Below are 20,888 nucleotides of genomic sequence, written 5' to 3'. Positions count from 1 at the left end.
GACCCCGCCCATGACATGCCGAGGCGCGGCGCGAGGACCGACGGACGATGAAACCCGATCCCTCACACTCGCCGCTTCGGCGGTTGCAGCGCGCCATGGAGGCGCATGTCTATCGCAAGACCCTGCGCGACCTGGTAAACCGGCTCCGGCACGGGGCGCGGGCGCCGCTGTCGGACATGGCGATCTATCCAAGGCCGCGCGACGTGACCCATGCCCTTGTCGCGCCCAAGGGCGGCCAGCGCCTGCGCCGCCAGCATAGCGGGCTGGTGCTGGGCGGTGCCTGGGACAGGAATCGCATTGCGGTGGAGAACGACATCAAGCTGGCCAGTTGCCGGATGCGCTGGGTCGAGGGCGCGGACTGGGCCGAGACGCCGATCTATCGCCGCCAGCTCGAGGAAATCGCGCAGGGTCGCGCCCCGGACGATTGCCGCAGCCGCGAGGACATGGATCGCCGCTTTGCCATGCTCGACCGCGTCTTTGCCGAGACGAAGGCTCGCGGGCGCATGCTGGACATGGAGGAGCTGCCGGAATTCCACTATCGACGCGCGCATGGCGCGACGCTGATCCATGTCGGCCGCGACGGCGCCTGCCTGCGAGGCGGCGGCGGGGCGCATCGCTTTGCCATTGCGCACATTCTCGACCTGCCCGAGATGCCGGCGCAACTGGGCGTCGTGCACCCGGACGCGATCCGGGATGGTCACCTCGAGCGCCTCGGCAGATCCAGCCTGCGCCGGGATCCGGCCGGGGCTGCGCAGGCATCGCCCTCTGCGTGACGCCCCCGAGCGGAAAACGAAAAAGGCCGCCCCGAAGGGCGGCCTTTGTCTTTGCCGTCGTGCCGGTCAGTTCGGCATCAGGTCGGGCACGATGGTCACGATGCCCGGGAAGAACCACAGGATCGCGAGGCCCATCACCTGGATCAGCACGAAGGGGATCACGCCGCGATAGATGTGGCCGGTCGTGACTTCCTTGGGCGCGACCCCGCGCAGGTAGAACAGCGCAAAGCCGAAGGGCGGGGTCAGGAACGAGGTCTGGAGGTTCACAGCGATCATGATCGTCACCCATTTCGGATCGAAATGCGCGCCGTAGATCACCGGGCCCACGATGGGCACGACGATGTAGATGATCTCGAGGAAGTCCAGAACGAAGCCCAGGATGAACAGGATGATCATCACGATGATGAAGGCCATCGCCGGTTCTTCGAAGCTGCGCAGGAAGTCCTGAATATAGTATTCGCCGCCGAAGGAGATCACCACCAGGTTGAGAAGCTGCGAGGCGATGAGGATGGTGAACACCATGCTCGTCACCTTCGCCGTCTCTCGCACCGCCGGTGTCAGAACCCCGGAACGATACAGCACCCAGCAGCTGAACAGCAGCCCGAACAGCGCGTAGAGATACAGCGCGTTGGCGAAGAAGAAGGCCGCCCAGCTTTCGGCACTGACGCTTTCGGTGTTGATCCGCAGGTCGAAGTTGATGCCGACCAGGATCAGCAGCACGACCGACAGGGTCGACCAGATGATGACCTTGGGCGACTTTTCCTCGTCCTTCAGCTTGCGGTAGGCGGCCAGCATGATCGCGCCCGCAGCCCCCAGCGCCGCCGCGGGCGTCGGGTTGGTGATTCCACCGAGGATCGAGCCCAGCACCGCGACGATCAGCACCAGCGGCGGGAAGACCACGCGCAGCAGTTCGTTCTGCGCCAGGCGGATGAAGGCGAAATAGCAGCCATAGACCGCAATCGCCCAGGGCACGACCATCAGCGCCACGGTGACGCCCGCCGAGGTCAGCGGATTGATGGCCACGGCGTCGACGACCAGGCCCAGCACCACGCCGCCAGCTCCGATGGCCAGGGGCCGCGGATCGGACGAGGGCGAGATGCCCCGCGCGATGGCCAGGATCAGGCCGAAGATCACCGCCAGCGTGGCGATGCCGGTGCCGATGGGGGCCGCGTCGGCGATCTTCTGCACGCGCAGGGCCTCGATCTCCTCGGGGCTGCGCCGCTCGCTCTGCTGGGCTCCGCCCGCCGCGTCGATGGCCTGCTGTTCGGCAATCGCCGTATCCCAGGCCTCCTGCCCGTGCAGTTCGACCATCGCGGCCTGGCAGCCTTCGGAGACGTTTGTGCGCAGGCTCGCGGCCTCGCCGATATCCGAGAAGCTGGACACGGTCGTGTCCTGGCTGCCGACGACATTCACCTGCCCCAGCAGGATCGTGCCCGCGATGATCGCGACCGGCACGCCGATGAACCAGGTGAAGGACTCGCCGCGGGTCCGCACCTCGCCCATGCTGTCGCCCATTTCCACGGCCGGGGCCTTGGACGGGTTCAGCATGGCAAAGCCGAAGGCATAGAGACCGTAGAGCAGGGCCAGCAGGATGCCCGGCAACAGTGCCGCCTGGAACAGCGTGCCGACCGACAGGACCGCCGGCTCACCCAGGTAGGTCAGCGCGTCGGTGCAGCCGGCCAGTTGCGCGCGTTCTTCCTGCGCGGCGGAATAGAGGTCGCCCGCCAGCGTGCCAAGCAGAACGATCACGATCGAGGGCGGGATGATCTGCCCCAGGGTTCCGCTCGCCGCGATCACGCCCGTCGCCAGTTCCGGCGAATAGTTGTTTCGCAACATGGTTGGCAGGGCGAGCAGGCCCATCGTCACCACGGTCGCGCCGACAATGCCGGTCGAGGCCGCGAGGAACGCGCCCACGACGACGATCGACACCGCGAGGCCACCCGGCAGCGGGCCAAAGACGCGCGCCATCGTGGTCAGCAGGTCGTTCGCGATCTTGGAGCGTTCAAGGACGATACCCATCAGGACGAACATCAGGACCGCCAGCAGCGTTTCGATGCTTTGCCCCGCGATGACGCGCTCGTTGATGCGGTTGGTGATGAAGCCGATCACCCGGTTCAGCGCGTTCTGCGCGTTGCCGTCCGGGAAGATCGACTCGGTCGCGACCCTTGGAAGGTCTGGATAGGTGAACAGCGTAATACCCTTGGCCGGCACCCCGCTGGAAAGCACGGCCTGATAGGCTGCAGAGCTTGTATCGATGGCCTGGTGGATCAGCAGGCCCGCGCTGTCCAGCGCGGCGATCACGCCGAAGGAGAGAACACCTGCGCCACCGATGGCGAAAGCCACCGGGAAGCCGGTCAGAATTGCCCCGAAGAGCATGAGGAAAACGATGATCAGGCCGATCTCGACGCCGTCTAGTCCGAATATCATGTGCCCTGCCCCTTAGAATTCAGCGTGGTCGTAGGGTTCTTCACCCTGCTCGAGCACGTCCTTGTCGAGATGTTTGCCCTCGGACTCGGGCCCTTCCTTCCACTCCAGATACGACCGGTAGAAGAACGCCCAGGCATGGATGAAGATCATGCCCAGCATGACGACCATCAGGAGCTTGAACAGGAAGTAGCCGGTAAAGCCGTTCGGGCTGAAGCCGATGGTCTCGACGTTCCAGCGCGCCGCGCGCGCCTTCAGTTCCAGCCGGTCGATGGCGTCGGTCGGCGAGACCGGCGGCACGATCAGCGAGCGCCACATGAAGAACCAGGTGTACATCCAGATCAGCACGGCGGTCGGCATCATGAAGAACAGGCTGCCCAGCATGTCGATCACCCGTTTGGTGCGGTAGCTGACGGCGGAATAGACCAGGTCGACGCGCACATGCCCGCCCTGCACGAACGTGTAGGTCAGGCACAGACAAACGACCATCGCATTGTAAAGCTTCAGTTCCTCGGCGAACCAGGAGATGTCGAACTGTAACGGAATGCCGAAACCGATGGCGATGTCCGGCCGGGTGAATATCCGTTGCAGGATCACGATGACGACCTGTTGCAGAACCATCAGCAGACCCGCCCAGGCGGCAAGGCGCCCGATCGTGTTTGCCAGGCCCTCGAGGGCGCGCACGACGCCCCAGAGGAACTCGTTGCGCACCAGCCCGACGATGAAGATCACCACGAACACCATGAAGACGGCAAAGAAGAACTCGATCGAAGCGCCGTAGTAGACGATCTTCATCAGCGAGAGCTTGTCCGCGTCCGTGTTCTGCCAGGTGATCCAGTCCAGCCACGACATCGGATGCGTCAGCGCGTATCCGAGGTTGTAAAAGGCCAGCGCCATGTTTTCGAGGATCCACAGGATCCATGCGCCCAGGCCGTAACCGCCATCGTCTTCCATCTTGTCCCCCTTGTCCCGGCCTCGGCGCGCAGACGCCCCCGGCCCGGTTCCCCGTCGTTACGGCAGAAGGCCCCCGTTTGCGCGGGGGCCTTCCCTATCCGTCAGGTCAGGCCTCAGCCGCCCAGCACACGCGTGCGCTGCTCGACGTAGAAACCGTCGGACTTCTGGATCCAGCTTGCCGAGGTCGCCAGCGACGCCTCGAAGCTCTCGCGGATCTTGGCGAACAGCGGATCGCCCATGTTCTCGTCCATCACCTCTTTCGAGGCGCGGCCGAAGGCATCCCACACGTCGTTCGGGAACTGGAGCGTCTTGACGCCCTGCGCCTGGAGACGGGCCAGCGCGGCACCGTTGTTGGCCAGCGTTTCGGAAAGCTGGAAGTGCGTAACGGCCATCGCGGCGTACTGCAGGATCGCCTTGTGCTGGTCCGACAGGCCATTCCAGACGTCCAGGTTGATGTTCGCCGCCAGCGCCGAACCCGGCTCGTGGAAGCCTGCGGTGTAGTAGACCTTGGCCACTTCCTGGAAGCCCGCGCGTTCGTCCGCGAGCGGGCCCACCCACTCGAGGCCGTCCAGCGCGCCCGAGGACAGCGCCTGGTACAGTTCGCCGCCGGGGATGTTCTGGACCGATGCGCCCAGCTTGCCCAGCACCTGGCCGCCGAGGCCCGGCATGCGGAACTTCAGGCCGTTGAAGTCGTCGGCCGAGGCGATTTCCTTGCGGAACCAGCCGCCCGACTGCGAGCCCGAGTTGCCGGCGAGGAAGCCCTTGAGGTTGAAGATCGAGCCCAACTCGTCATGCAGGGCCTGGCCGCCGCCGTGGTGGTACCAGTTGGTCACTTCCTGCGCGGTGCCGCCGAACGGCACGGCGGTGAAGTAGGCGTAGCCCGGATGCTGGCTGATGAAATAGTAGTCGGCCGAGTGATACATGTCCGCCTGGCCCGACGAGACGGCGTCGAACACTTCGAACGCGCCCACCAGTTCGCCCGGCGCCTTCAGGTCGATGGTCAGGCTGCCGCCCGACAGTTCGCCCACGAACTTGACCAGGTATTGCGCGGCGTCATCGAGAACCGCGAAACCGCGCGGCCACGAGGTGACCATGGTCAGCGTGCGGGTGCCCTGCGCAACCAGCGGCGATGCCAGCGTCGAGGCCGCAGCCGCGCCTGCACCCACCGTCGAGGCGCGAAGGAAAGAACGACGATCCATAGAGTATCCTCCCAGAGTGTTATTGCGCGTGGTTACCCACCCCGCGCGGATCGAAAAGTCCGCAGACCGTATGCGGCGTCGCGACGCAAGAAAATACCCACCACTACGGAGGCGGTCAGAATATCTGACCGGAAATCCGCCGCCCTTGCGGGAAATCTTAGCAATGCGCGAAAAGGCAGTCAGCCAATCGCCGAAAAGGAGAGCATCGCACCGGGTCTGCGAATCGCGCCACACGCACGGCGCATCTTGGCCGCGCACCGGACTGGCCCTATGCTGCGCCCCCATGCAGGGCATATTGCACAGAATGCGGCCAAGTTACGGACAGAAGCTGTTTCTTCTGGCGGCGGTGCCGTTGATCCTTGCAGCCGCCGCGATCGCCTTCCTGGTGGCCTACCAGTCGCGCGCCCTCGCAGAACGCGAGATCCACCAGCTCGAAACCCAGCTGATCGAGGCCAAGAAGCGCGAGTTGCGCAACTACGTAACCCAGGCGCGCAACGGCTTCTACTTCGTCTACGGCTCCGCCGCGCCGGACGACGAGGCCGCCAAGCAGCAGGTCATGCAGATCCTCGCCGCGATGATCTATGGCGAAGAGGGGTTCTTCTTCGTTTACGACTATGCCGGCAACAACCTCGTCTCGCCGCGCCAGACCGAGCTGATCAACGGCAACTGGTGGGAGCTGCGCGACGCCGAAGGAAAGCCCGTGGTGCAGGAATTCATCCGCACCGCGCGCGGCGGCGCGGGCTATGTCGAGCATCTCTGGCCCAAGCCGTCGACGGGCGAGGAGGGGCGGATGATCACCTATGTCACCTCGTTCCCCAGCTGGCGCTGGGCCGTGGGCACCGGCGTCTTCATCGACGACATCCTCGAGTCCATCGCCGCGACCCGGGCAGAGGTGGCGATGCGGGTGCAGCGCACCTTCCTTTACATTGGGGCAATCACGCTGGCCGCCCTGCTGTCGGTCTTCGCTTCCGGTCTCGTCATCAACATCCGCGAACGCCGCCTCGCCGACGCCAAGCTCAAGGAACTGACTCAGCGGGTGTTCGACGCGCAGGAAGAGGAACGCGGCCGCGTCGCGCGCGAATTGCACGACGGGATCAGCCAGATCCTCGTCGGGGTGAAATACGCCCTCGATATCGCGCGCCGCCGCATGGCGCAGGGCGACGCCCGCGCTCCGGACATGCTGGACAAGGGCAGCGAACACCTGAGCACCGCCATCCAGGAGGTCCGCCGCATCAGCCGCGACCTGCGCCCCGGCGTGCTCGACGACCTCGGCCTTGGCCCCGCGATCAAGGGGTTGGCCGACGATTTCCACCACCGCACCGGCATCGCCACGCATTTCGACACGGTGGTGTTCCGCAACCGCCTCGACCAGGACGCCAAGATCGCCCTCTACCGCATCGCGCAGGAAGCGCTGACCAACATCGAGCGCCATTCCGGCGCCACCGAGGTCTCGATCGACCTGCGCGGCCATCGTGCCGGGGCCACGCTGCGCATCTCGGACAACGGCACCGGCATCGACGAGGCCGGCCGCGGCACCCGCAAGGGCATCGGGCTGCGCAACATGCAGGAACGCATGGACCAGCTCAACGGCACGCTGCGCGTGCTGTCCTCCCGCTCGGGCACCGTGATCGAGGCTCAGGTGCCCCTCACCCATCTGCTGCCGCCACAGGACCAGGGCAGCCCGAAACCGAAGGCCAGCGCATGACCAGACCCACCCGAGTCGCTGTCGTCGACGATCACCCGATGGTCGCCGAAGGCATCGAGGCGATCCTCGAAAGCTATGACGACATCGACGTGATCGCCACCCTGTCCGACGGCCAGCAGATGATCGACCGGCTCGACGCCCTGTCGCCCGACGTGATCCTGATGGACCTCAACATGCCCGGCCTCGGCGGCCTCTCGGCCACCGAGATGATCCTCGAACGCCGCCCCGACACCCGCATCCTCGTGCTGTCCATGCATGACACACCCGAATACGTGCAGACCGCGCTCAGCCACGGCGCGCGCGGTTATATCCTCAAGGACGTGCCGACGGACGAGATCAAGACAGCCATCGACACGGTTATGGCGGGCGGGCGTTACCTGTGCACCGGGGCCGAGGACGCGCTCTCGCCCGACCGCGCCGGGCGCGAGCAACTGACCAACCGCGAACAGACGATCCTGCTGCAACTGGCGCAGGGCAAGTCCAACAAGGAGGTCGCGCTGGCCCTCGACATCTCGGTGCGCACGGTCGAGACCCACCGCAAGAACATCAAGCGCAAGCTGGGCATTTCCTCGACCGCTGGCCTCACCCGCTACGCGCTGGAACATGGAGTGCTCCAGGGCACCGGCGCCAATCTCTAGGCGCCAGCCTCCGCTCCTTCATCTTGCCCGAAAACTCGGCGGGAGCCCGCCGCGGACGGGGGCAGCGCCCCCTGCCCGGTTACCGCCCAGCCTTGCGCGTCGCCAGCAACAGCGATGTCTCGGAATTGGCCACCCCGTCAAGGCGGCGGATGCGGGTCAGCACCGCGTCCAGCGCCTCGAGCCCCGGCGCGCCCAGTTCCGCGATCACGTCCCAGCGGCCATTGGTCGTGTGCAGCGCGCGGATCTCGGGCAGGCCGGACAGTTGCCGGATCACCCGGTCGGTGCCGCGCCCCTCGATCGCGATCATGGTCAGTGCCCGCACCGGGTCGCTGGCCACATCCGCCCGAGTGACCACGCCAAAGCCCAGGATGTCGCCCCGCGCCAGCATCTTGTCGATCCGCGCCCGCACCGTGGTCCGGGACAGGCCCAGTTCCGCTGCCAGGTCGGAAAACCCGGCTCGGGCATCGCGGCGCAGCGCGGACAGGATCGCTTGGTCGGTTTCATCCATTTCGGCAGCCATTCCGTCCGTTTCGGTCAACCATGCCCCAAATCGTGCAAAATGACCACTGTTTCCCTGCACGTTTCGGCGGCACATCCCATGCAACAGCGAACAAGGACCTTCGATATGACTCGACCCATCCTGCTCATCGGCGCCCCCGTGGACAGCGGCAAGCGCCGCGACGGCTGCCTGATGGGGCCCGACGCCTTTCGATGCGCCCGGATCGAAGGCGCGCTTTCGGACCTGGGCCACAGCGTCCGCGACCTCGGCAACGTGGCGCCCGACGCGGTCGACCTGCCCGAGGACACCCACCTCCACGATCTGCCCCGCACCATCGGCTGGACGCAGGCGCTGTCCCGCGCCGCAAGCGCGGCGATGACCGAAGGCCTGCCGATCTTCATGGGCGGCGACCACGCCCTGTCGCTGGGCAGCGTGCATGGCGTGGCCGCCCACGCCGCGGACTCGGGCCGCCCGCAATTCGTGCTCTGGCTCGACGCGCATTCCGACTTCCACACGCCGCGCAGCACCAGCAGCGGCAACCTGCACGGCACGCCACTGGCCTATGTCACCGGCCGCGACGGCTTTGACCATTTCCCGCCGGTGCCGCATCCCGTGCCGCAGCAGAATGTCTGCATCATCGGCCTGCGCTCGGTCGACCCGGACGAGCGCCGCGCGCTCGAGGAAACGCCGGTGCTCTGCCACGACATGCGCGCGCTGGACGAACGCGGCATCTCGGCCCTGCTGGGCGCCTTCCTCGACCGCGTGGAGCAGGCCGGCGGCATGCTGCATGTCTCGCTCGACGTCGACTTCCTCGACCCGGCCGTGGCACCCGCCGTGGGCACCACCGTGCCGGGCGGCGCCACCGTCCGCGAGGCGCATCTGGCGATGGAGATGATCCACGACAGCGGATTGATGACCTCGATGGACCTGGTGGAGCTGAACCCGATGCTGGATGAGCGCGGCCGCACCGCGCAGCTTATGGTCGATCTCTGCGCCTCTGCGCTGGGACGCCGCGTCTTCGACCGCCCCACCCCCCGCATCCTCTGACACCGCAAAGGGATGGTGGGTGGGGTGTCGTGACGGACAGCGTCCGGCACGCACGTCGCCCGCCATCGCAAAGGAAATGACCATGACCCCCTCCGACAAGGCCCTCGTTCCCTTCGTTTCCGTTGAAGCCATGATGCGGCTGATCCATGCGGTCGGCCTGCGCCCGATGATCGCCGCCATCGCCCAGGCCATCGAGGAGGACTTCCTGCGCTGGGAGAGCTTCGACAAGACGCCCCGCGTCGCCGCCCACTCTCCCGTCGGCGTGATCGAGCTGATGCCCACCGCCGACGACACGCATTACGCCTTCAAATACGTCAACGGCCATCCGAAGAACACCCAGGACGGGTTGCAGACCGTGACCGCCTTCGGGCTGCTGGCGGACATGGCCACGGGCTATCCACTGCTGCTGTCGGAAATGACCTTGCTGACCGCGCTGCGCACCGCCGCCATGTCGGCGTTGGCGGCGAAACACCTGGCACCCAGCGGCAGCCGCGTCATGGCGATGATCGGAAACGGCGCGCAGGCGGAATTCCAGAGCGTCGCCATGCAGCACATCGTCGGCATCGACACCGTGCGACTTTTCGATACCGACCCGGCGGCGACCGCGAAATGCGCTCGCAACCTCGCCAGCACAGGCCTGACCGTGGTCCCCTGCCGCAGCCCCGAAGAGGCAATCGAGGGCGCGCAGATCGTCACCACCTGCACTGCCGACAAGCGCAGCGCCACCGTGCTCAGCGACAACATGGTGGGTGCGGGCGTGCATCTGAACGCCATCGGCGGCGACTGCCCCGGCAAAACCGAGCTGGCCGAGGCGATCCTGCACCGCTCGACCATCTTCGTCGAATATCCGCCCCAGACACGGATCGAGGGCGAGATCCAGCAGCTTGCCCCGGATCACCCGGTGACCGAGTTCTGGCAGGTGCTGGCGGGCCGTGCGCCGGGGCGCACCGCCGACCGGCAGATCACGCTGTTCGACAGTGTCGGCTTCGCCATCGAGGATTTCAGCGCGCTGCGCACCGTGCATGCCAAGGCGCTGGAAACCGGCCAGTTCGCCATGCTCGACCTGCTGGCAGACCCGGATGACCCGCGCGACCTGTTCGGCATGCTGATGCGGGCCGAGGCCGCGCAGGCCGCCTGAGCCAAGGGGCGCGTGACAGCGCCCCCGCCCTCTGGCACAAACGGGCGCAAGGGACAGGGACTTGCGTGATGACCAACCGCCTTGCGATCATTCTGGGGCTCGTGCTGGTCGGCGGCGCGGTCGCCGACTACGTCCTTGCAGATGCGCGCGCCCTGCTTTTCCTGGCCCGCAAGCTGTTCGTCCTGCTGGACTGGCTGGCCTTCTGGCGCTGACGACCGGTTGACTTTCCAACGCCGCTTTGCTTGTTAGCGGTAACATCACCCACACCGGGAAAGGGAGATTTCCATGACTGTCAAGGTTGCCATCAACGGGTTCGGCCGGATCGGGCGCAACGTCCTGCGCGGAATCCTCGAATCGGGCCGCACCGATATCGAGGTGGTCGCGATCAACGACCTGGGCCCGGTCGAGACCAACGCCCACCTGCTGCAATTCGACAGCGTGCATGGCCGCTTTCCGGCCGAGGTGACGACCGGTGACGACTGGATCGACGTGGGCCGCGGGCCGATGCGCGTGACCGCGATCCGCAACCCGGCGGAACTTCCCTGGGGTGACGTGGACATCATCCTGGAATGCACCGGCATCTTCACCGCGCGGGACAAGTGCGAGGCGCATCTCGAAACCGGTGCCAAGCGCGTTCTGATCTCGGCCCCCGGCACCAATGCCGACAAGACCATCGTTTACGGCGTCAACCACGACGTGCTGACGAAGGATGACATCATTGTCTCGAACGCGTCCTGCACGACGAACTGCCTGTCGCCGGTGGCCAAGGTGCTGAACGACACGATCGGCATCACCCGCGGCTTCATGACGACGGTGCATTCCTACACCGGCGACCAGCCGACGCTGGACACGATGCACAAGGATCTCTACCGCGCCCGCGCCGCAGCGCTGTCGATGATCCCGACCAGCACCGGCGCGGCCAAGGCCGTGGGCCTTGTGCTGCCGGAACTCAATGGCAAGCTCGACGGCGTCGCGATCCGGGTGCCGACGCCCAATGTCTCGGTGGTCGACCTGACCTTCGAGGCATCCCGCGCAACCAGCGTGGCCGAGATCAACGACGCGATCCGCGCCGCGGCCAACGGGCCGCTGAAGGGCGTGCTGGGCTATACCGACCGGCCCAATGTCTCGATCGACTTCAACCACGACCCGCATTCCTCGATCTTCGCCACCGACCAGACCAAGGTCATGGACGGCACGATGGTGCGCATCCTGACCTGGTATGATAACGAGTGGGGCTTTTCCAACCGCATGGCGGATACCGCCGTGGCGATGGGCAAGCTGATCTGAGCACGGCTTTCAGTTGGCCGAGATCGGGCCGCGGGCGGCGTGATAGCCGGCCGCGGCCCTTTTTCCGGTTCCGGACTTCGGCATGGAGGGCACCAGCGTTCTCGTGGTCAGGACATGCGGGCTGCCGGATGGCGCGACGCTGGTGGCCTGTTCACGCGCCGTGTCCTCGGCGTTGTCCGTGCCGTCCGACGCCTTGGCCCGGCGGGATGGGCGCGGCGCTGTCCGGCGCTGGAACCCCGCGTTCGGGAGAATGTTCATCGCGACCCTCCTGACTCACAATGCGAAAATCTTGACGCTTTGTGCTTAACGGGAGGTTGACGACTGCCATCCAGCGCGCCGCCATGCACGGATCGCAAGGCGGGTTACGGTTCGTGGCGGTCCTCTGGCGGCGCCGCCTCACTATGTTTGCGGTAACGAAATCAGACCGAGGACAGAACCATGACCACGATGATCGCCACCCTGATCGACCGCGCCGAACGGCGCGCCCGTTTCCTGCGCACGCGCAACGAACTGCGCGCCCTGCCCATGAGCGTCCGCCGCGACCTTGATATCGAGGGCCACGAAGAGGACGTGGCGCGCCACGCCGTCTATGGCTGACGCGCCACGCGCTCAGACCGCTTGCAGAAGTTGCAGCGCGGTTTCCGAGGCCGTGACCGACAGGATGCCGACCGACGCAGCATAGCCCGTCACGGCCTCGCCCGACGCCATCCCGGCCTCGGGTTCGGCCGTCTCGACCGCCGCCTCCTCGCCTGGCGCGTTCGTGGCCGGTAAGGCTTCTGCCGGATCCACCCCGAGATCGGGCGTGGGTTCCGGACTGGCGACAGGCGGCGGCCCGTAGGCGGCCAGCATCGCCATCACGTCCATCCCGCGCGCGATGCCGGAGGCCGCGAGCCCCTGCGCATTGGCAGGCAGTTCCGCCCCCGCCGCGCGCGCCTCGGCCACCGCGGCCTTTGCCATGTGGCCGACCGCGCGGCCATTGCCCTTGCCGCCGCAGCAGAGCGCCGCAGACCCACCGTTTGTCACATCCATGAAAGCCCCCTTTCGCTTGTCCGTCCTGGACTGTCGCGCACAGGGGTTACGATTCCGTCAGCGCGCGCGCGGCGCGGCGCAGCCCGAAAACCGTGCGTCCAGCGCGACCTTGACCGGGGGCGTGACGAATTTCGACACGTCCCCGCCCAGCCGCGCGATTTCCTTGACCAGTTTGGAGGCGATGGCCTGGTGCCGCGCCTCGGCCATCAGAAAGACGGTCTCGACCGAATCGTCCAGCGCCCGGTTCATGCCGACCATCTGGAATTCGTATTCGAAATCGGCCACGGCGCGCAGCCCGCGGATGATGATCGAGGCGCCCACGTCGCGGGCGCAGTCGATCAGCAGGTTCTCGAACGGATGCACGATGAATTCGGTGTCAAAGCGTTCGGACAGGCTCGCGACCTCGGCCTCAAGCATCGCCACGCGTTCCTCGAGCGAGAAAAGCGGGCCCTTGTCGCGGTTGATCGCGACACCGATGACCAACCTGTCGACCAGAAGCGCGGCCCGCCGGATGATGTCGATGTGACCCTTGGTGATCGGATCGAAGGTGCCCGGATATAGGCCGATGCGCATGGATGCTCCCTTCCGCTGTCCCCCGGGGCGCAGGCCATGCCGCCCGCCCCACGGGGCGCACGCAACATTATTGCGTGACGGATTGCAAGGCGAAAGGCTCAATACCCCATGATCATGCCTTCGAGGGCGTTCTTCTCCATCGCCAGTTCGCTGAGCCGCGCCTTGACCACGTCGCCCAGCGTGATGAGGCCGACCATCTTGCCGTCCTCGACCACGGGCATGTGGCGAAAGCGGCCTTCGGTCATGCGCGCCAGCACGTCGTCGGCCAGATCGGCCCGGGTGCAGGTTTGCAGGTTTCGCGTCATGTAGCTGTCCACCGACTCGGTCAGGCAACCGCCACCGCGGTTGGCCAGTTCCCGCACGATGTCACGTTCCGACAGGATGCCGTCGGCGGTCTCACCGTCGCTCGAGATCACGACCGTGCCGATGCGTTTCTCGGTCAGGATCCTGGCGGCCGCCGAGATCGTGGTGCCGGGCGGCACGGTGACGACGCCGTCCGAGCCCTTGCTCTTGAGGATGTTCTGGACCTGCATGCGACCCTCCCTGCTGTCACGAGGCTGTAAGGTCAGGGTCCACCGCGGTATACCGCTCTGTCAAGCAAGACCTTCCAGACGTTGCAATTCCTGCCGCACGCCCTCGACCAGCGCGGCGGCAAAGCGGTTCATCCGTTCCAGCCGCCGGTCATCGGCATGGCGCACCAGGTAGAAGCTGCGCGTCAGGCTGACCTGGTCGGCCAACACGCGGCTCATGCCGGTGGCGGCGGGCAGCGCGAAATCGTGCACGATCCCCAGCCCCGCGCCCTGCCGGATCCAGTGGAACTGGACCGAGACGGAGTTGGAGGCCAGCGGCAAGTGCTGCACGCCCAGGTCCGAGAGGTAGTCCAGTTCCTTGTCGAAGATCATGTCGGGGATATAGCCCACCATCCGGTGGTGACGCAGGTCCGCAACGCCGCGGATCGGGGCGTTTTTCGCAAGATAGGCGTCGCTTGCCGCAAGATGCAGGCGATAATCGGTCATCTTCTGCACGACCAGCCGCCCCGCCGTGGGCGCCGAGACGGCGATGGCCATGTCGGCCTCGCGCCGGCTGAGGTTCACCACGCGCGGCAGGGCGACGATCTGCACCTCGAGGTCGGGGTTGGCGTCGACGATGCGGGCGCAGACCTGCGGCAGCAGGAAATTGGCGCAGCCATCCGGCGCACCGATGCGGATCTGCCCCGACAGCCCCTCGGACCGGCCCTGCACCGCTTCGCGCGCCAGCGAGAAGGCCTGTTCCGCCTCTTCGGCATGACGCAGGAACCGCGCGCCAGCCTCTGTCAGGGCGTAGCCCTGCGGGCTCTTGGCGAACAGCGCCGCGCCCATCGCCGCCTCCAGCCGCGCCACACGGCGCCCGGCCGTTCCCGGGTCCATCCGCAGCGCCTTGGCCGCCGCAGACAGGCTTTCCCCCCGCGCCACGGCAAGGAAAATGCGCAGGTCGTCCCAGCTGTCTCTCATCGCAATACCCGCATTAATGCAAAACCCTTTTGCCGGATTACCCCTGTTCCCGGCATTTTTGCAAATGTATCCTGCAGGCAACCACAGGAGGAGTCTCATGGAAGAGCTTTCGCATTACATCAACGGCCAGCGCGTCAAGGGCACGTCGGGCCGCTTTGCCGATGTCTACAACCCCGCCACGGGCGAAATTCAGGCAAAGGTGCCGCTGGCCTCGGTCGAGGAAATGAATGCGGCCGTCGCCGCCGCCGCCGAGGCGCAGGTTGGCTGGGGTGCCACCAACCCGCAGCGCCGCGCCCGCGTGATGATGAAGTTCGGCCAGCTGATCAACGAGCACATGGACGAACTGGCCGAACTGGTCAGCCGCGAGCATGGCAAGACCCTGCCCGACGGGCGCGGCGACGTGCAGCGCGGTCTCGAAGTGGTCGAGGTCTGCATGGGCGCTCCCTCGCTGCTCAAGGGCGAGTTCACCGACTCTGGCGGCCCGGGCATCGACCTCTATTCCATGCGCCAGCCGCTGGGCGTCGTTGCCGGCATCACGCCGTTCAACTTCCCCGCCATGATCCCGCTGTGGAAGATGGCCCCGGCGCTGTCCTGCGGCAACGCCATGATCCTGAAACCGTCCGAGCGCTGCCCCTCGACCTCGATCCGCCTGGCGGAACTGCTGAAGGAGGCCGGTCTGCCCGATGGCGTGCTCCAGGTCGTGAACGGCGACAAGGAAGCGGTGGACGCGATCCTCGACAACGAGACGGTGCAGGCCGTGGGCTTTGTCGGCTCGACCCCGATCGCGCAATACATCTATGGCCGCGCGGCCAGCAACGGCAAGCGCGCCCAGTGCTTCGGCGGCGCAAAGAACCACATGATCATCATGCCCGACGCCGACATGGACAAGGCGGCGGACGCACTGGTGGGCGCCGGGTTCGGTGCTGCGGGCGAACGCTGCATGGCGATCTCGGTGGCTGTCCCTGTCGGCGAAAAGACCGCCGAGGCGCTGGTCGAAAGGCTGGTGCCGCGCATCGAAAAGCTGAAGGTCGGCCCCTACACCGCTGGCGACGACGTGGATTACGGCCCCGTCATCACCGCGCAGGCCAAGGCCCGTATCGAGGGCCTGATCGACAGCGGCGTCAAGCAGGGCGCGAAACTGCTGGTCGACGGCCGGGGCTTCAGCCTGCAGGGCTACGAAAACGGGTTCTTCGTGGGGCCGTCGTTCTTCGACAACGTCACGCCCGACATGGACATCTACAAGGAAGAGATCTTTGGCCCGGTCCTGAGCCAGGTGCGCGCCGGCAGCTACGAGGAAGCACTCAAGCTGACCATGGACAACCCCTATGGCAACGGCACCGCGATCTTCACCGCCGATGGCGACACCGCGCGCGATTTCGCAAGCCGCGTCAACGTGGGCATGGTGGGCATCAACTTCCCGATCCCGGTGCCGCTGTCCTACCATACGTTCGGCGGATGGAAGAAATCGGCCTTCGGCGACCTGAACCAGTATGGCCCCGACGCCTTCCGCTTCTACACGCGGACCAAGACCGTCACAGCGCGCTGGTTCTCGGGCATCAAGGACGGCGCCGCGTTCAACTTCAAGGCGATGGACTGATTGCAAGAGACGCGGGCGAGTAAAATCGCCCGCGTCTCCCTCTGCGTGCGTTTGACGCTTTACGCTAGGTAATCCTCTCTTTATCAAGAACCGGGGACAGGAAGAATCTGCAGGAATGGCAAGCACATGCTGGTGGACATGGCGATTTGCAAAGACCGTCGCCTTGTTCATTTCCGACTCTGTGGGGTTCTGCATACCATCGAATCCGAGCGGGCGCTGATCCGCTACACGCAGGATCCAGCCTTCGATCCGACCTACACGTTCCTCACCGACGCGCGTGGCCTGACAGAGATCAACTCTGGCTTTCTCGAGATCATCGGCGCCGCGCATCGGTTGCGCCACGTGCTCGCGCTGTTCGACCGGCCAGTAAACAGCGTGCTGATTTGTCCGTCTGACCTGAGCTTTGGCATGGCCCGGATCATGCAGCAGGTGATCGAGCCGCTGACGCATTTCACCTTCCATATCGCACGCACGGAGACGCAGGCACTGAAGGCCGCCGGCATCCATGACACGACCCTTGCCGACCTCGAACACGAGGCCGGATTCACGCCGATCTGACCGGAGCCCGACACGCCTTGCATGGCGCCTCCGGCCGGACTGACCCTACTGGAAATCTGCGCGAAAACCCGTTGAAATGGCGAGAGACGCTTGCAGATTATCTTGGAAAGCACCGGTTTGGACAGGCCTTGGACGCAACCCTTCGGCAACCGGAAACCAGACAACACGACGGAGGCAACACGCGTGCCGTGCACCTACAGGATCTTTCCCGGGGACAACCTGGTGGTGTTCCAGCACTGGGGCACCATCACGACCGCCGAGACCATGGCGACCCTGATCGCCATGCGCACCGACCCGCAGGCCAATCCGGATCACCAGTATTTCGTCGATTTCTCGCGAGTCGCCCGTTTCGACGTGGATTTCGGGCGCATGCTGTCGCATGTCGGGTGGCTCACCCGTCAGGCGCCACCGCGCCGGGACGGCGCCCTCACCGCGCTCTATGCCCCCAGCGACGTCGCCTTCGGCGTGGCGCGAATGTATCAATCGACCGGCGACGGCACCCTGCGACACGCGGTGGGCGTCTTTCGCAGCCGCGCCGAGGCCTTTGCCTTTCTCCGGATCGGGGACAGGCCCGAGTTCGACATCGAACCGCCCTTGCCGTAAAGGCTCCGCTCTGGTTTCGTGGACCTGCGCCAAACGGAAGGACAGGCATGCAGGAACCGCCCTTCACCATCGGGATCGAGGAGGAATACCTTTTGGTCGATCTCGACAGCTATGCCCTCGCCCAGGCGCCGCCCGGCCTGATGGAGGCCTGCGCCGCAGAACTCGAGGATCAGGTCAGCCCGGAATTCCTGCAATGCCAGATAGAGATCGGCACCCGCCCCTGCGCCGACATCGGCGAGGCGCGCGAGGATCTGCGGCGGTTGCGCGCCACCGTGGCGCGCTGCGCCAAGGCGCATAACCTCGCCCCGATCGCCGCCTCCTGCCATCCTTTCGCCGACTGGAAGACCCAGCATCACACAGACAAGCAGCGCTACAACGACCTCAGCCGGGCGCTGGGCGGCGTGGTGCGGCGGATGCTGATCTGCGGCATGCATGTGCATGTAGGCCTGGACGCGAACCCGCTGCGCGCCGACCTGATGCGCCAGGCGACCTATTTCCTGCCACATCTGCTGGCGCTGTCCACCTCATCGCCCTTCTGGCAGGGCGAGGATACGAACCTCGCCTCCTACCGGATCTCGGTCTTCGACAACCTGCCCCGCACCGGCCTGCCGCCGCGTTTCGACAATTGGGAGGATTACGAACGCTCGGTGCAGATCCTCGTCGATCTCGGCGTAATCGAGGACTCGTCGAAAATCTGGTGGGACATGCGCCCCTCGTCTCGCTTCCCGACGCTGGAATCGCGCATCATGGACGTGCAGCCACGCCTCGAGGACACTCTGACGCTGGCGGCACTGAACCAGTGCATCCTGCGGATGCTCTGGCGGCTGCGGCTGCGCAACCAGCGCTGGCGGATCTACGACAATTTCCTGATCGGCGAGAATCGCTGGCGCGCGCAACGCTATGGCACGTCAGAGGGGCTGATCGACTATGGCCGCGGCGCCATCGTGCCGATGCCTGAACTGGTCGATGAACTGACGCAACTGATCGAGGAGGACGCCGGCATCCTGCGCTGCCTGCCGCAACTGGACCGCGCCCGCGCCATCGCCCGCGACGGCAACAGCGCTACCCGCCAGCGCGCTGCGCTGGCCGAGGCGCAGCGCAAGGGCGCCGGTCACGAAGGCCAGATGCGCGCCGTGGTCGCCCATCTGGTCGAGGAATTCCACGCCGATCTATGACCGGCCCATCGCCTCGAGAATCCGGGTCTCGAGCTTGTGCAGCAGCGCGTCGTTGTCGAACCGAGCTTCCGCCACCTGCCGCGCCATCAGCCCCATCTCGGCCAGGCGGCCGGCGGGCAGCCGCAGCGCCTCTGCGATGTGCCGCGTGTAGCCTTCGGTGTCGAACTCGTCGACAAGCCAGCCGGTCTCTCCCTCGTCCACCGCCTCGGGAATGCCCGCATGGCGCGTCGAGACCACGGCGCAGCCGCAAGCCAGCGCCTCCTGGATGGCGGTCGGCAGGCCTTCGGTATTGCCATCCTTCGCCGTGATGGAATGCTGCAGGAAGACCTGCGTGCCGGCCAGTTCCGCCAGCACCGCCGCATGAGGCATGGCGCCCGGCAACACCACCTTGTCGGCCACGCCCAACTCGCCCGCCAGCGCGCGGCACCGCTCCAGCAGCGGCCCGTCGCCGATCATGGTCAGGCTTGCCTCCGCGACGTCCCGCGCGGCCTCGGCAAAGGCGCGAAGGGTGATCTCCGGCGCCTTCTTCTCGACGAAGCGCCCCACGGCCAGGCATTTCAGCGCCACCTTGTCGCCGGGTCGGACCGTGCGGACATTCACCCCCGAGGGGATGACGTGGGCATTGGGATGCGTGACACCGACCCGTGCGAGGTTGTCCAGCAGGAACTGCGACACCGAGAATACACCTGCCAGGCGCGGCATCATCTTGCGATAGGCTTGCACGATGCGCGGCGACTGGATGCTCTTGGAGGCGTCCGTGCCCCGGAAATAGGTGAAGATGGGGATGTCCATCTCGTTGGCCAGTGGTGCCAGCGCCAGCGCCTGCGTGCCGAACTCCGCCAGGATCACCTCGACGCCGTTCTGCCGCAGGAAGGACACCAGATCCCGCCTGGCAGAGCCGAACGGATGGCGCGACGTGCCATGCCGCAGCGTGTTCATCGTCAGCCAGTAGGGCGCCACCAGCAGGTCCGCCACGCTCGAGCCACGCTGCCGCCGCACGAAGATCGGCCTCCCGGACGGGTTCTCGCCATTCCAGCGCCCGGCCACGATGCAGGTCTCGCCACCGAACAGCTTGTCGATATGACGATTGACAAAGGTCTCGCCCAGCCGGAAGTAATCGCCGGTCGCAATGCAGGATTTCAAAGGACCACCTCGCGCGTCGCTGCGCGATCGGCCTTAGCGCGCCCCATCCCGGAACGCAACGAACAAGCCGCCGCTTGTCGCCGCCAGCGCGTCCCGATAGACAAGCCGCGCGCGTTGATGACGAGGGCAGCCATGCATTTCCAGAAGCCGTTCCGCCGCCGGTCCGCCTTGCAGGACTGGCTTGTCGAGACGCGCGAACAGGCGCTGGCCCGGCTGGATGCGCTGGCGGGCTATCCCCACCTGCGGCGCATGTTCCGCGAGCGTGTCGGCTACGAGCCGAACCTCAAGACGCCGAAGACCTACAACGAAAAGGTCCAGTGGCGGAAGATCAACGACCGCAATCCGCTCTTCCCGATCGTGTCGGACAAGCTGCGGCTGCGCGGATACGTGCAGGATCTGCTGGGGCCGGACGCAGCCGACATCCTCCCCCGTCTGCACCTCGCCACCGACGATCCCGATCGGATAGACTTTGCCGCCCTGCCGGCAAATGTCGTGTTCAAGGCCAACCACGGCAGCGGCTGGAACATCTTCCTGCGCGAGGGCGAGCCGCGCGACGAGGACCGCCTGCGCGAGGAAATGCGCCGCTGGCTGCGCCGCAGCTACGCGGTTCGCAAGCACGAATGGGCCTACCAGCACATCCCGCGCCGCATCATCGCCGAGGAGATGATCCAGAAGCCCGACAGCACGGTGCCGGACGACCTGAAATTCTCGATGTTCCGCGACCAGTGCGGGTTCATCTTCTGGGATGACGACCGCTTCGGCAGCATGACGCAGCACATCTGCGACGACACCTGGACAGAGCTTCCCTGGAGCAACGCCGATCTCGACAAGGGTATCCTGCCGCCGAAACCCATCCTGTTCGAGCGGATGCTCGATGTCGCCCGCCGCATCGGCGCACAGTTCGACATGGTCCGTGTCGATTTCCTGTTCACCGACGAACGGATCGTCCTGAACGAACTCACGCTGTACCGTGGTTCGGGCATGATGCCCTATTCGCCGCCCGAATGGGATCGCCACTATGGCGACATGTGGACTCTGCCAGACCTCTAGCCCCTT

At 65.9% G+C, this 20,888-nt stretch carries 23 protein-coding genes; 13 read left to right on the top strand and 10 right to left on the bottom strand.

Going from position 1 to position 20,888, the window contains the following annotated elements:
• The first annotated feature begins 47 nt into the window (after positions 1 to 47).
• Positions 48 to 773 (top strand): hypothetical protein, encoded by a 726-nt coding sequence (locus KB874_RS09795; protein ID WP_212536373.1) that lies wholly within the window; start codon positions 48 to 50, stop codon positions 771 to 773.
• Positions 774 to 839: 66 nt separating this feature from the next.
• On the opposite strand, the gene KB874_RS09790 is transcribed toward KB874_RS09795, so the two are convergent.
• From KB874_RS09790 to KB874_RS09780, 3 genes are all read right to left on the bottom strand, one after another.
• Positions 840 to 3,200: a TRAP transporter large permease subunit gene (locus KB874_RS09790; protein ID WP_212536372.1), complete on the bottom strand. Its 2,361-nt coding sequence runs from the start codon at positions 3,198 to 3,200 to the stop codon at positions 840 to 842.
• A 12-nt stretch (positions 3,201 to 3,212) separates the two neighbouring features.
• A complete protein-coding gene (locus tag KB874_RS09785) occupies positions 3,213 to 4,151 on the bottom strand; it encodes a TRAP transporter small permease subunit (RefSeq protein ID WP_212536371.1) in 939 nt (312 codons plus the stop codon).
• Between the two features lie 113 nt (positions 4,152 to 4,264).
• Complete coding sequence (locus KB874_RS09780) at positions 4,265 to 5,350, bottom strand: TRAP transporter substrate-binding protein (protein ID WP_212536370.1); 1,086 nt, start codon at positions 5,348 to 5,350, stop codon at positions 4,265 to 4,267.
• Positions 5,351 to 5,633: 283 nt separating this feature from the next.
• Between KB874_RS09780 and KB874_RS09775 the strand changes: the two genes are divergently transcribed.
• Complete coding sequence (locus KB874_RS09775; protein WP_212536369.1) at positions 5,634 to 7,055, top strand: cache domain-containing protein; 1,422 nt, start codon at positions 5,634 to 5,636, stop codon at positions 7,053 to 7,055.
• On the top strand, positions 7,052 to 7,693 hold the full coding sequence (locus tag KB874_RS09770; protein ID WP_212536368.1) for a response regulator transcription factor: 642 nt from the start codon (positions 7,052 to 7,054) through the stop codon (positions 7,691 to 7,693). Before KB874_RS09775 ends, KB874_RS09770 begins: the two co-directional genes overlap by 4 nt.
• Before the next feature lie 79 nt (positions 7,694 to 7,772).
• Here KB874_RS09770 and KB874_RS09765 read toward each other — a convergent pair whose 3' ends face one another.
• Entirely contained in the window at positions 7,773 to 8,201 is a 429-nt protein-coding gene (locus tag KB874_RS09765; protein WP_212536428.1) for an Lrp/AsnC family transcriptional regulator, read from the bottom strand.
• A gap of 117 nt (positions 8,202 to 8,318) precedes the next feature.
• Here KB874_RS09765 and rocF point away from each other — a divergent pair, with 117 nt between their 5' ends.
• From rocF to gap, 4 genes are all read left to right on the top strand, one after another.
• On the top strand, positions 8,319 to 9,239 hold the full coding sequence (rocF, locus tag KB874_RS09760) for an arginase (protein ID WP_212536367.1): 921 nt from the start codon (positions 8,319 to 8,321) through the stop codon (positions 9,237 to 9,239).
• A gap of 82 nt (positions 9,240 to 9,321) precedes the next feature.
• Positions 9,322 to 10,377: an ornithine cyclodeaminase gene (locus KB874_RS09755; RefSeq protein WP_212536366.1), complete on the top strand. Its 1,056-nt coding sequence runs from the start codon at positions 9,322 to 9,324 to the stop codon at positions 10,375 to 10,377.
• 68 nt (positions 10,378 to 10,445) lie between these two features.
• Positions 10,446 to 10,589, top strand: coding sequence for a glyceraldehyde-3-phosphate dehydrogenase (locus KB874_RS09750; RefSeq protein WP_212536365.1), 144 nt, complete (start codon positions 10,446 to 10,448; stop codon positions 10,587 to 10,589).
• 73 nt (positions 10,590 to 10,662) lie between these two features.
• On the top strand, positions 10,663 to 11,664 hold the full coding sequence (gap, locus tag KB874_RS09745) for a type I glyceraldehyde-3-phosphate dehydrogenase (RefSeq protein WP_212536364.1): 1,002 nt from the start codon (positions 10,663 to 10,665) through the stop codon (positions 11,662 to 11,664).
• Between the two features lie 9 nt (positions 11,665 to 11,673).
• On the opposite strand, the gene KB874_RS09740 is transcribed toward gap, so the two are convergent.
• Positions 11,674 to 11,922 carry a hypothetical protein gene (locus KB874_RS09740; RefSeq protein WP_212536363.1) on the bottom strand — a complete coding sequence of 83 codons (249 nt, stop codon included), beginning with the start codon at positions 11,920 to 11,922 and terminating at the stop codon, positions 11,674 to 11,676.
• 180 nt (positions 11,923 to 12,102) lie between these two features.
• Here KB874_RS09740 and KB874_RS09735 point away from each other — a divergent pair, with 180 nt between their 5' ends.
• A complete protein-coding gene (locus tag KB874_RS09735) occupies positions 12,103 to 12,261 on the top strand; it encodes a hypothetical protein (RefSeq protein WP_212536362.1) in 159 nt (52 codons plus the stop codon).
• Between the two features lie 12 nt (positions 12,262 to 12,273).
• Here KB874_RS09735 and KB874_RS09730 read toward each other — a convergent pair whose 3' ends face one another.
• From KB874_RS09730 to KB874_RS09715, 4 genes are all read right to left on the bottom strand, one after another.
• The gene (locus KB874_RS09730) at positions 12,274 to 12,693 is read right to left on the bottom strand and encodes a hypothetical protein (protein WP_212536361.1); all 420 of its coding nucleotides are present in this window, start codon (positions 12,691 to 12,693) and stop codon (positions 12,274 to 12,276) included.
• A gap of 57 nt (positions 12,694 to 12,750) precedes the next feature.
• Positions 12,751 to 13,266 (bottom strand): pantetheine-phosphate adenylyltransferase, encoded by a 516-nt coding sequence (coaD, locus tag KB874_RS09725; RefSeq protein ID WP_212536360.1) that lies wholly within the window; start codon positions 13,264 to 13,266, stop codon positions 12,751 to 12,753.
• A gap of 98 nt (positions 13,267 to 13,364) precedes the next feature.
• A complete protein-coding gene (locus KB874_RS09720; RefSeq protein WP_212536359.1) occupies positions 13,365 to 13,799 on the bottom strand; it encodes a CBS domain-containing protein in 435 nt (144 codons plus the stop codon).
• Positions 13,800 to 13,859: 60 nt separating this feature from the next.
• Entirely contained in the window at positions 13,860 to 14,756 is an 897-nt protein-coding gene (locus KB874_RS09715; protein WP_212536358.1) for a LysR family transcriptional regulator, read from the bottom strand.
• 97 nt (positions 14,757 to 14,853) lie between these two features.
• Between KB874_RS09715 and KB874_RS09710 the strand changes: the two genes are divergently transcribed.
• The 4 genes from KB874_RS09710 (at position 14,854) to KB874_RS09695 (ending at position 18,689) form a co-directional block, all read left to right on the top strand.
• Positions 14,854 to 16,353: a CoA-acylating methylmalonate-semialdehyde dehydrogenase gene (locus tag KB874_RS09710; protein WP_212536357.1), complete on the top strand. Its 1,500-nt coding sequence runs from the start codon at positions 14,854 to 14,856 to the stop codon at positions 16,351 to 16,353.
• A gap of 138 nt (positions 16,354 to 16,491) precedes the next feature.
• A complete protein-coding gene (locus KB874_RS09705; protein WP_212536356.1) occupies positions 16,492 to 16,911 on the top strand; it encodes a hypothetical protein in 420 nt (139 codons plus the stop codon).
• Between the two features lie 183 nt (positions 16,912 to 17,094).
• Positions 17,095 to 17,514 carry a hypothetical protein gene (locus KB874_RS09700; RefSeq protein WP_212536355.1) on the top strand — a complete coding sequence of 140 codons (420 nt, stop codon included), beginning with the start codon at positions 17,095 to 17,097 and terminating at the stop codon, positions 17,512 to 17,514.
• 47 nt (positions 17,515 to 17,561) lie between these two features.
• A complete protein-coding gene (locus KB874_RS09695) occupies positions 17,562 to 18,689 on the top strand; it encodes a carboxylate-amine ligase (protein WP_212536354.1) in 1,128 nt (375 codons plus the stop codon).
• Here KB874_RS09695 and KB874_RS09690 read toward each other — a convergent pair.
• Positions 18,684 to 19,832 carry a glycosyltransferase gene (locus KB874_RS09690; RefSeq protein WP_212536353.1) on the bottom strand — a complete coding sequence of 383 codons (1,149 nt, stop codon included), beginning with the start codon at positions 19,830 to 19,832 and terminating at the stop codon, positions 18,684 to 18,686. The two genes, KB874_RS09695 and KB874_RS09690, sit on opposite strands and share 6 nt — an antisense overlap.
• Before the next feature lie 132 nt (positions 19,833 to 19,964).
• On the opposite strand from KB874_RS09690, the gene KB874_RS09685 reads away from it, so the two are divergent.
• Positions 19,965 to 20,882 carry an ATP-grasp fold amidoligase family protein gene (locus KB874_RS09685; protein ID WP_212536352.1) on the top strand — a complete coding sequence of 306 codons (918 nt, stop codon included), beginning with the start codon at positions 19,965 to 19,967 and terminating at the stop codon, positions 20,880 to 20,882.
• Positions 20,883 to 20,888: the final 6 nt, after the last annotated feature.

Origin of the sequence: Thetidibacter halocola (assembly GCF_018224955.1) — a bacterium.
Lineage (GTDB): Bacteria > Pseudomonadota > Alphaproteobacteria > Rhodobacterales > Rhodobacteraceae > Thetidibacter > Thetidibacter halocola.
Note: the sequence above shows the minus strand (reverse complement) of the source record. Positions and strands in the feature narration are given on the sequence as shown.

Excerpts from the sequence above, each read along its gene's own strand:
- KB874_RS09795 (WP_212536373.1), top strand. The coding sequence starts at position 48 with ATGAAACCCGATCCCTCACACTCGCCGCTTCGGCGGTTGCAGCGCGCC.
- KB874_RS09790 (WP_212536372.1), bottom strand. The coding sequence starts at position 3,200 with ATGATATTCGGACTAGACGGCGTCGAGATCGGCCTGATCATCGTTTTC.
- KB874_RS09785 (WP_212536371.1), bottom strand. The coding sequence starts at position 4,151 with ATGGAAGACGATGGCGGTTACGGCCTGGGCGCATGGATCCTGTGGATC.
- KB874_RS09780 (WP_212536370.1), bottom strand. The coding sequence starts at position 5,350 with ATGGATCGTCGTTCTTTCCTTCGCGCCTCGACGGTGGGTGCAGGCGCG.
- KB874_RS09775 (WP_212536369.1), top strand. The coding sequence starts at position 5,634 with ATGCAGGGCATATTGCACAGAATGCGGCCAAGTTACGGACAGAAGCTG.
- KB874_RS09770 (WP_212536368.1), top strand. The coding sequence starts at position 7,052 with ATGACCAGACCCACCCGAGTCGCTGTCGTCGACGATCACCCGATGGTC.
- KB874_RS09765 (WP_212536428.1), bottom strand. The coding sequence starts at position 8,201 with ATGGATGAAACCGACCAAGCGATCCTGTCCGCGCTGCGCCGCGATGCC.
- rocF (WP_212536367.1), top strand. The coding sequence starts at position 8,319 with ATGACTCGACCCATCCTGCTCATCGGCGCCCCCGTGGACAGCGGCAAG.
- KB874_RS09755 (WP_212536366.1), top strand. The coding sequence starts at position 9,322 with ATGACCCCCTCCGACAAGGCCCTCGTTCCCTTCGTTTCCGTTGAAGCC.
- KB874_RS09750 (WP_212536365.1), top strand. The coding sequence starts at position 10,446 with ATGACCAACCGCCTTGCGATCATTCTGGGGCTCGTGCTGGTCGGCGGC.
- gap (WP_212536364.1), top strand. The coding sequence starts at position 10,663 with ATGACTGTCAAGGTTGCCATCAACGGGTTCGGCCGGATCGGGCGCAAC.
- KB874_RS09740 (WP_212536363.1), bottom strand. The coding sequence starts at position 11,922 with ATGAACATTCTCCCGAACGCGGGGTTCCAGCGCCGGACAGCGCCGCGC.
- KB874_RS09735 (WP_212536362.1), top strand. The coding sequence starts at position 12,103 with ATGACCACGATGATCGCCACCCTGATCGACCGCGCCGAACGGCGCGCC.
- KB874_RS09730 (WP_212536361.1), bottom strand. The coding sequence starts at position 12,693 with ATGGATGTGACAAACGGTGGGTCTGCGGCGCTCTGCTGCGGCGGCAAG.
- coaD (WP_212536360.1), bottom strand. The coding sequence starts at position 13,266 with ATGCGCATCGGCCTATATCCGGGCACCTTCGATCCGATCACCAAGGGT.
- KB874_RS09720 (WP_212536359.1), bottom strand. The coding sequence starts at position 13,799 with ATGCAGGTCCAGAACATCCTCAAGAGCAAGGGCTCGGACGGCGTCGTC.
- KB874_RS09715 (WP_212536358.1), bottom strand. The coding sequence starts at position 14,756 with ATGAGAGACAGCTGGGACGACCTGCGCATTTTCCTTGCCGTGGCGCGG.
- KB874_RS09710 (WP_212536357.1), top strand. The coding sequence starts at position 14,854 with ATGGAAGAGCTTTCGCATTACATCAACGGCCAGCGCGTCAAGGGCACG.
- KB874_RS09705 (WP_212536356.1), top strand. The coding sequence starts at position 16,492 with ATGGCGATTTGCAAAGACCGTCGCCTTGTTCATTTCCGACTCTGTGGG.
- KB874_RS09695 (WP_212536354.1), top strand. The coding sequence starts at position 17,562 with ATGCAGGAACCGCCCTTCACCATCGGGATCGAGGAGGAATACCTTTTG.
- KB874_RS09685 (WP_212536352.1), top strand. The coding sequence starts at position 19,965 with ATGCATTTCCAGAAGCCGTTCCGCCGCCGGTCCGCCTTGCAGGACTGG.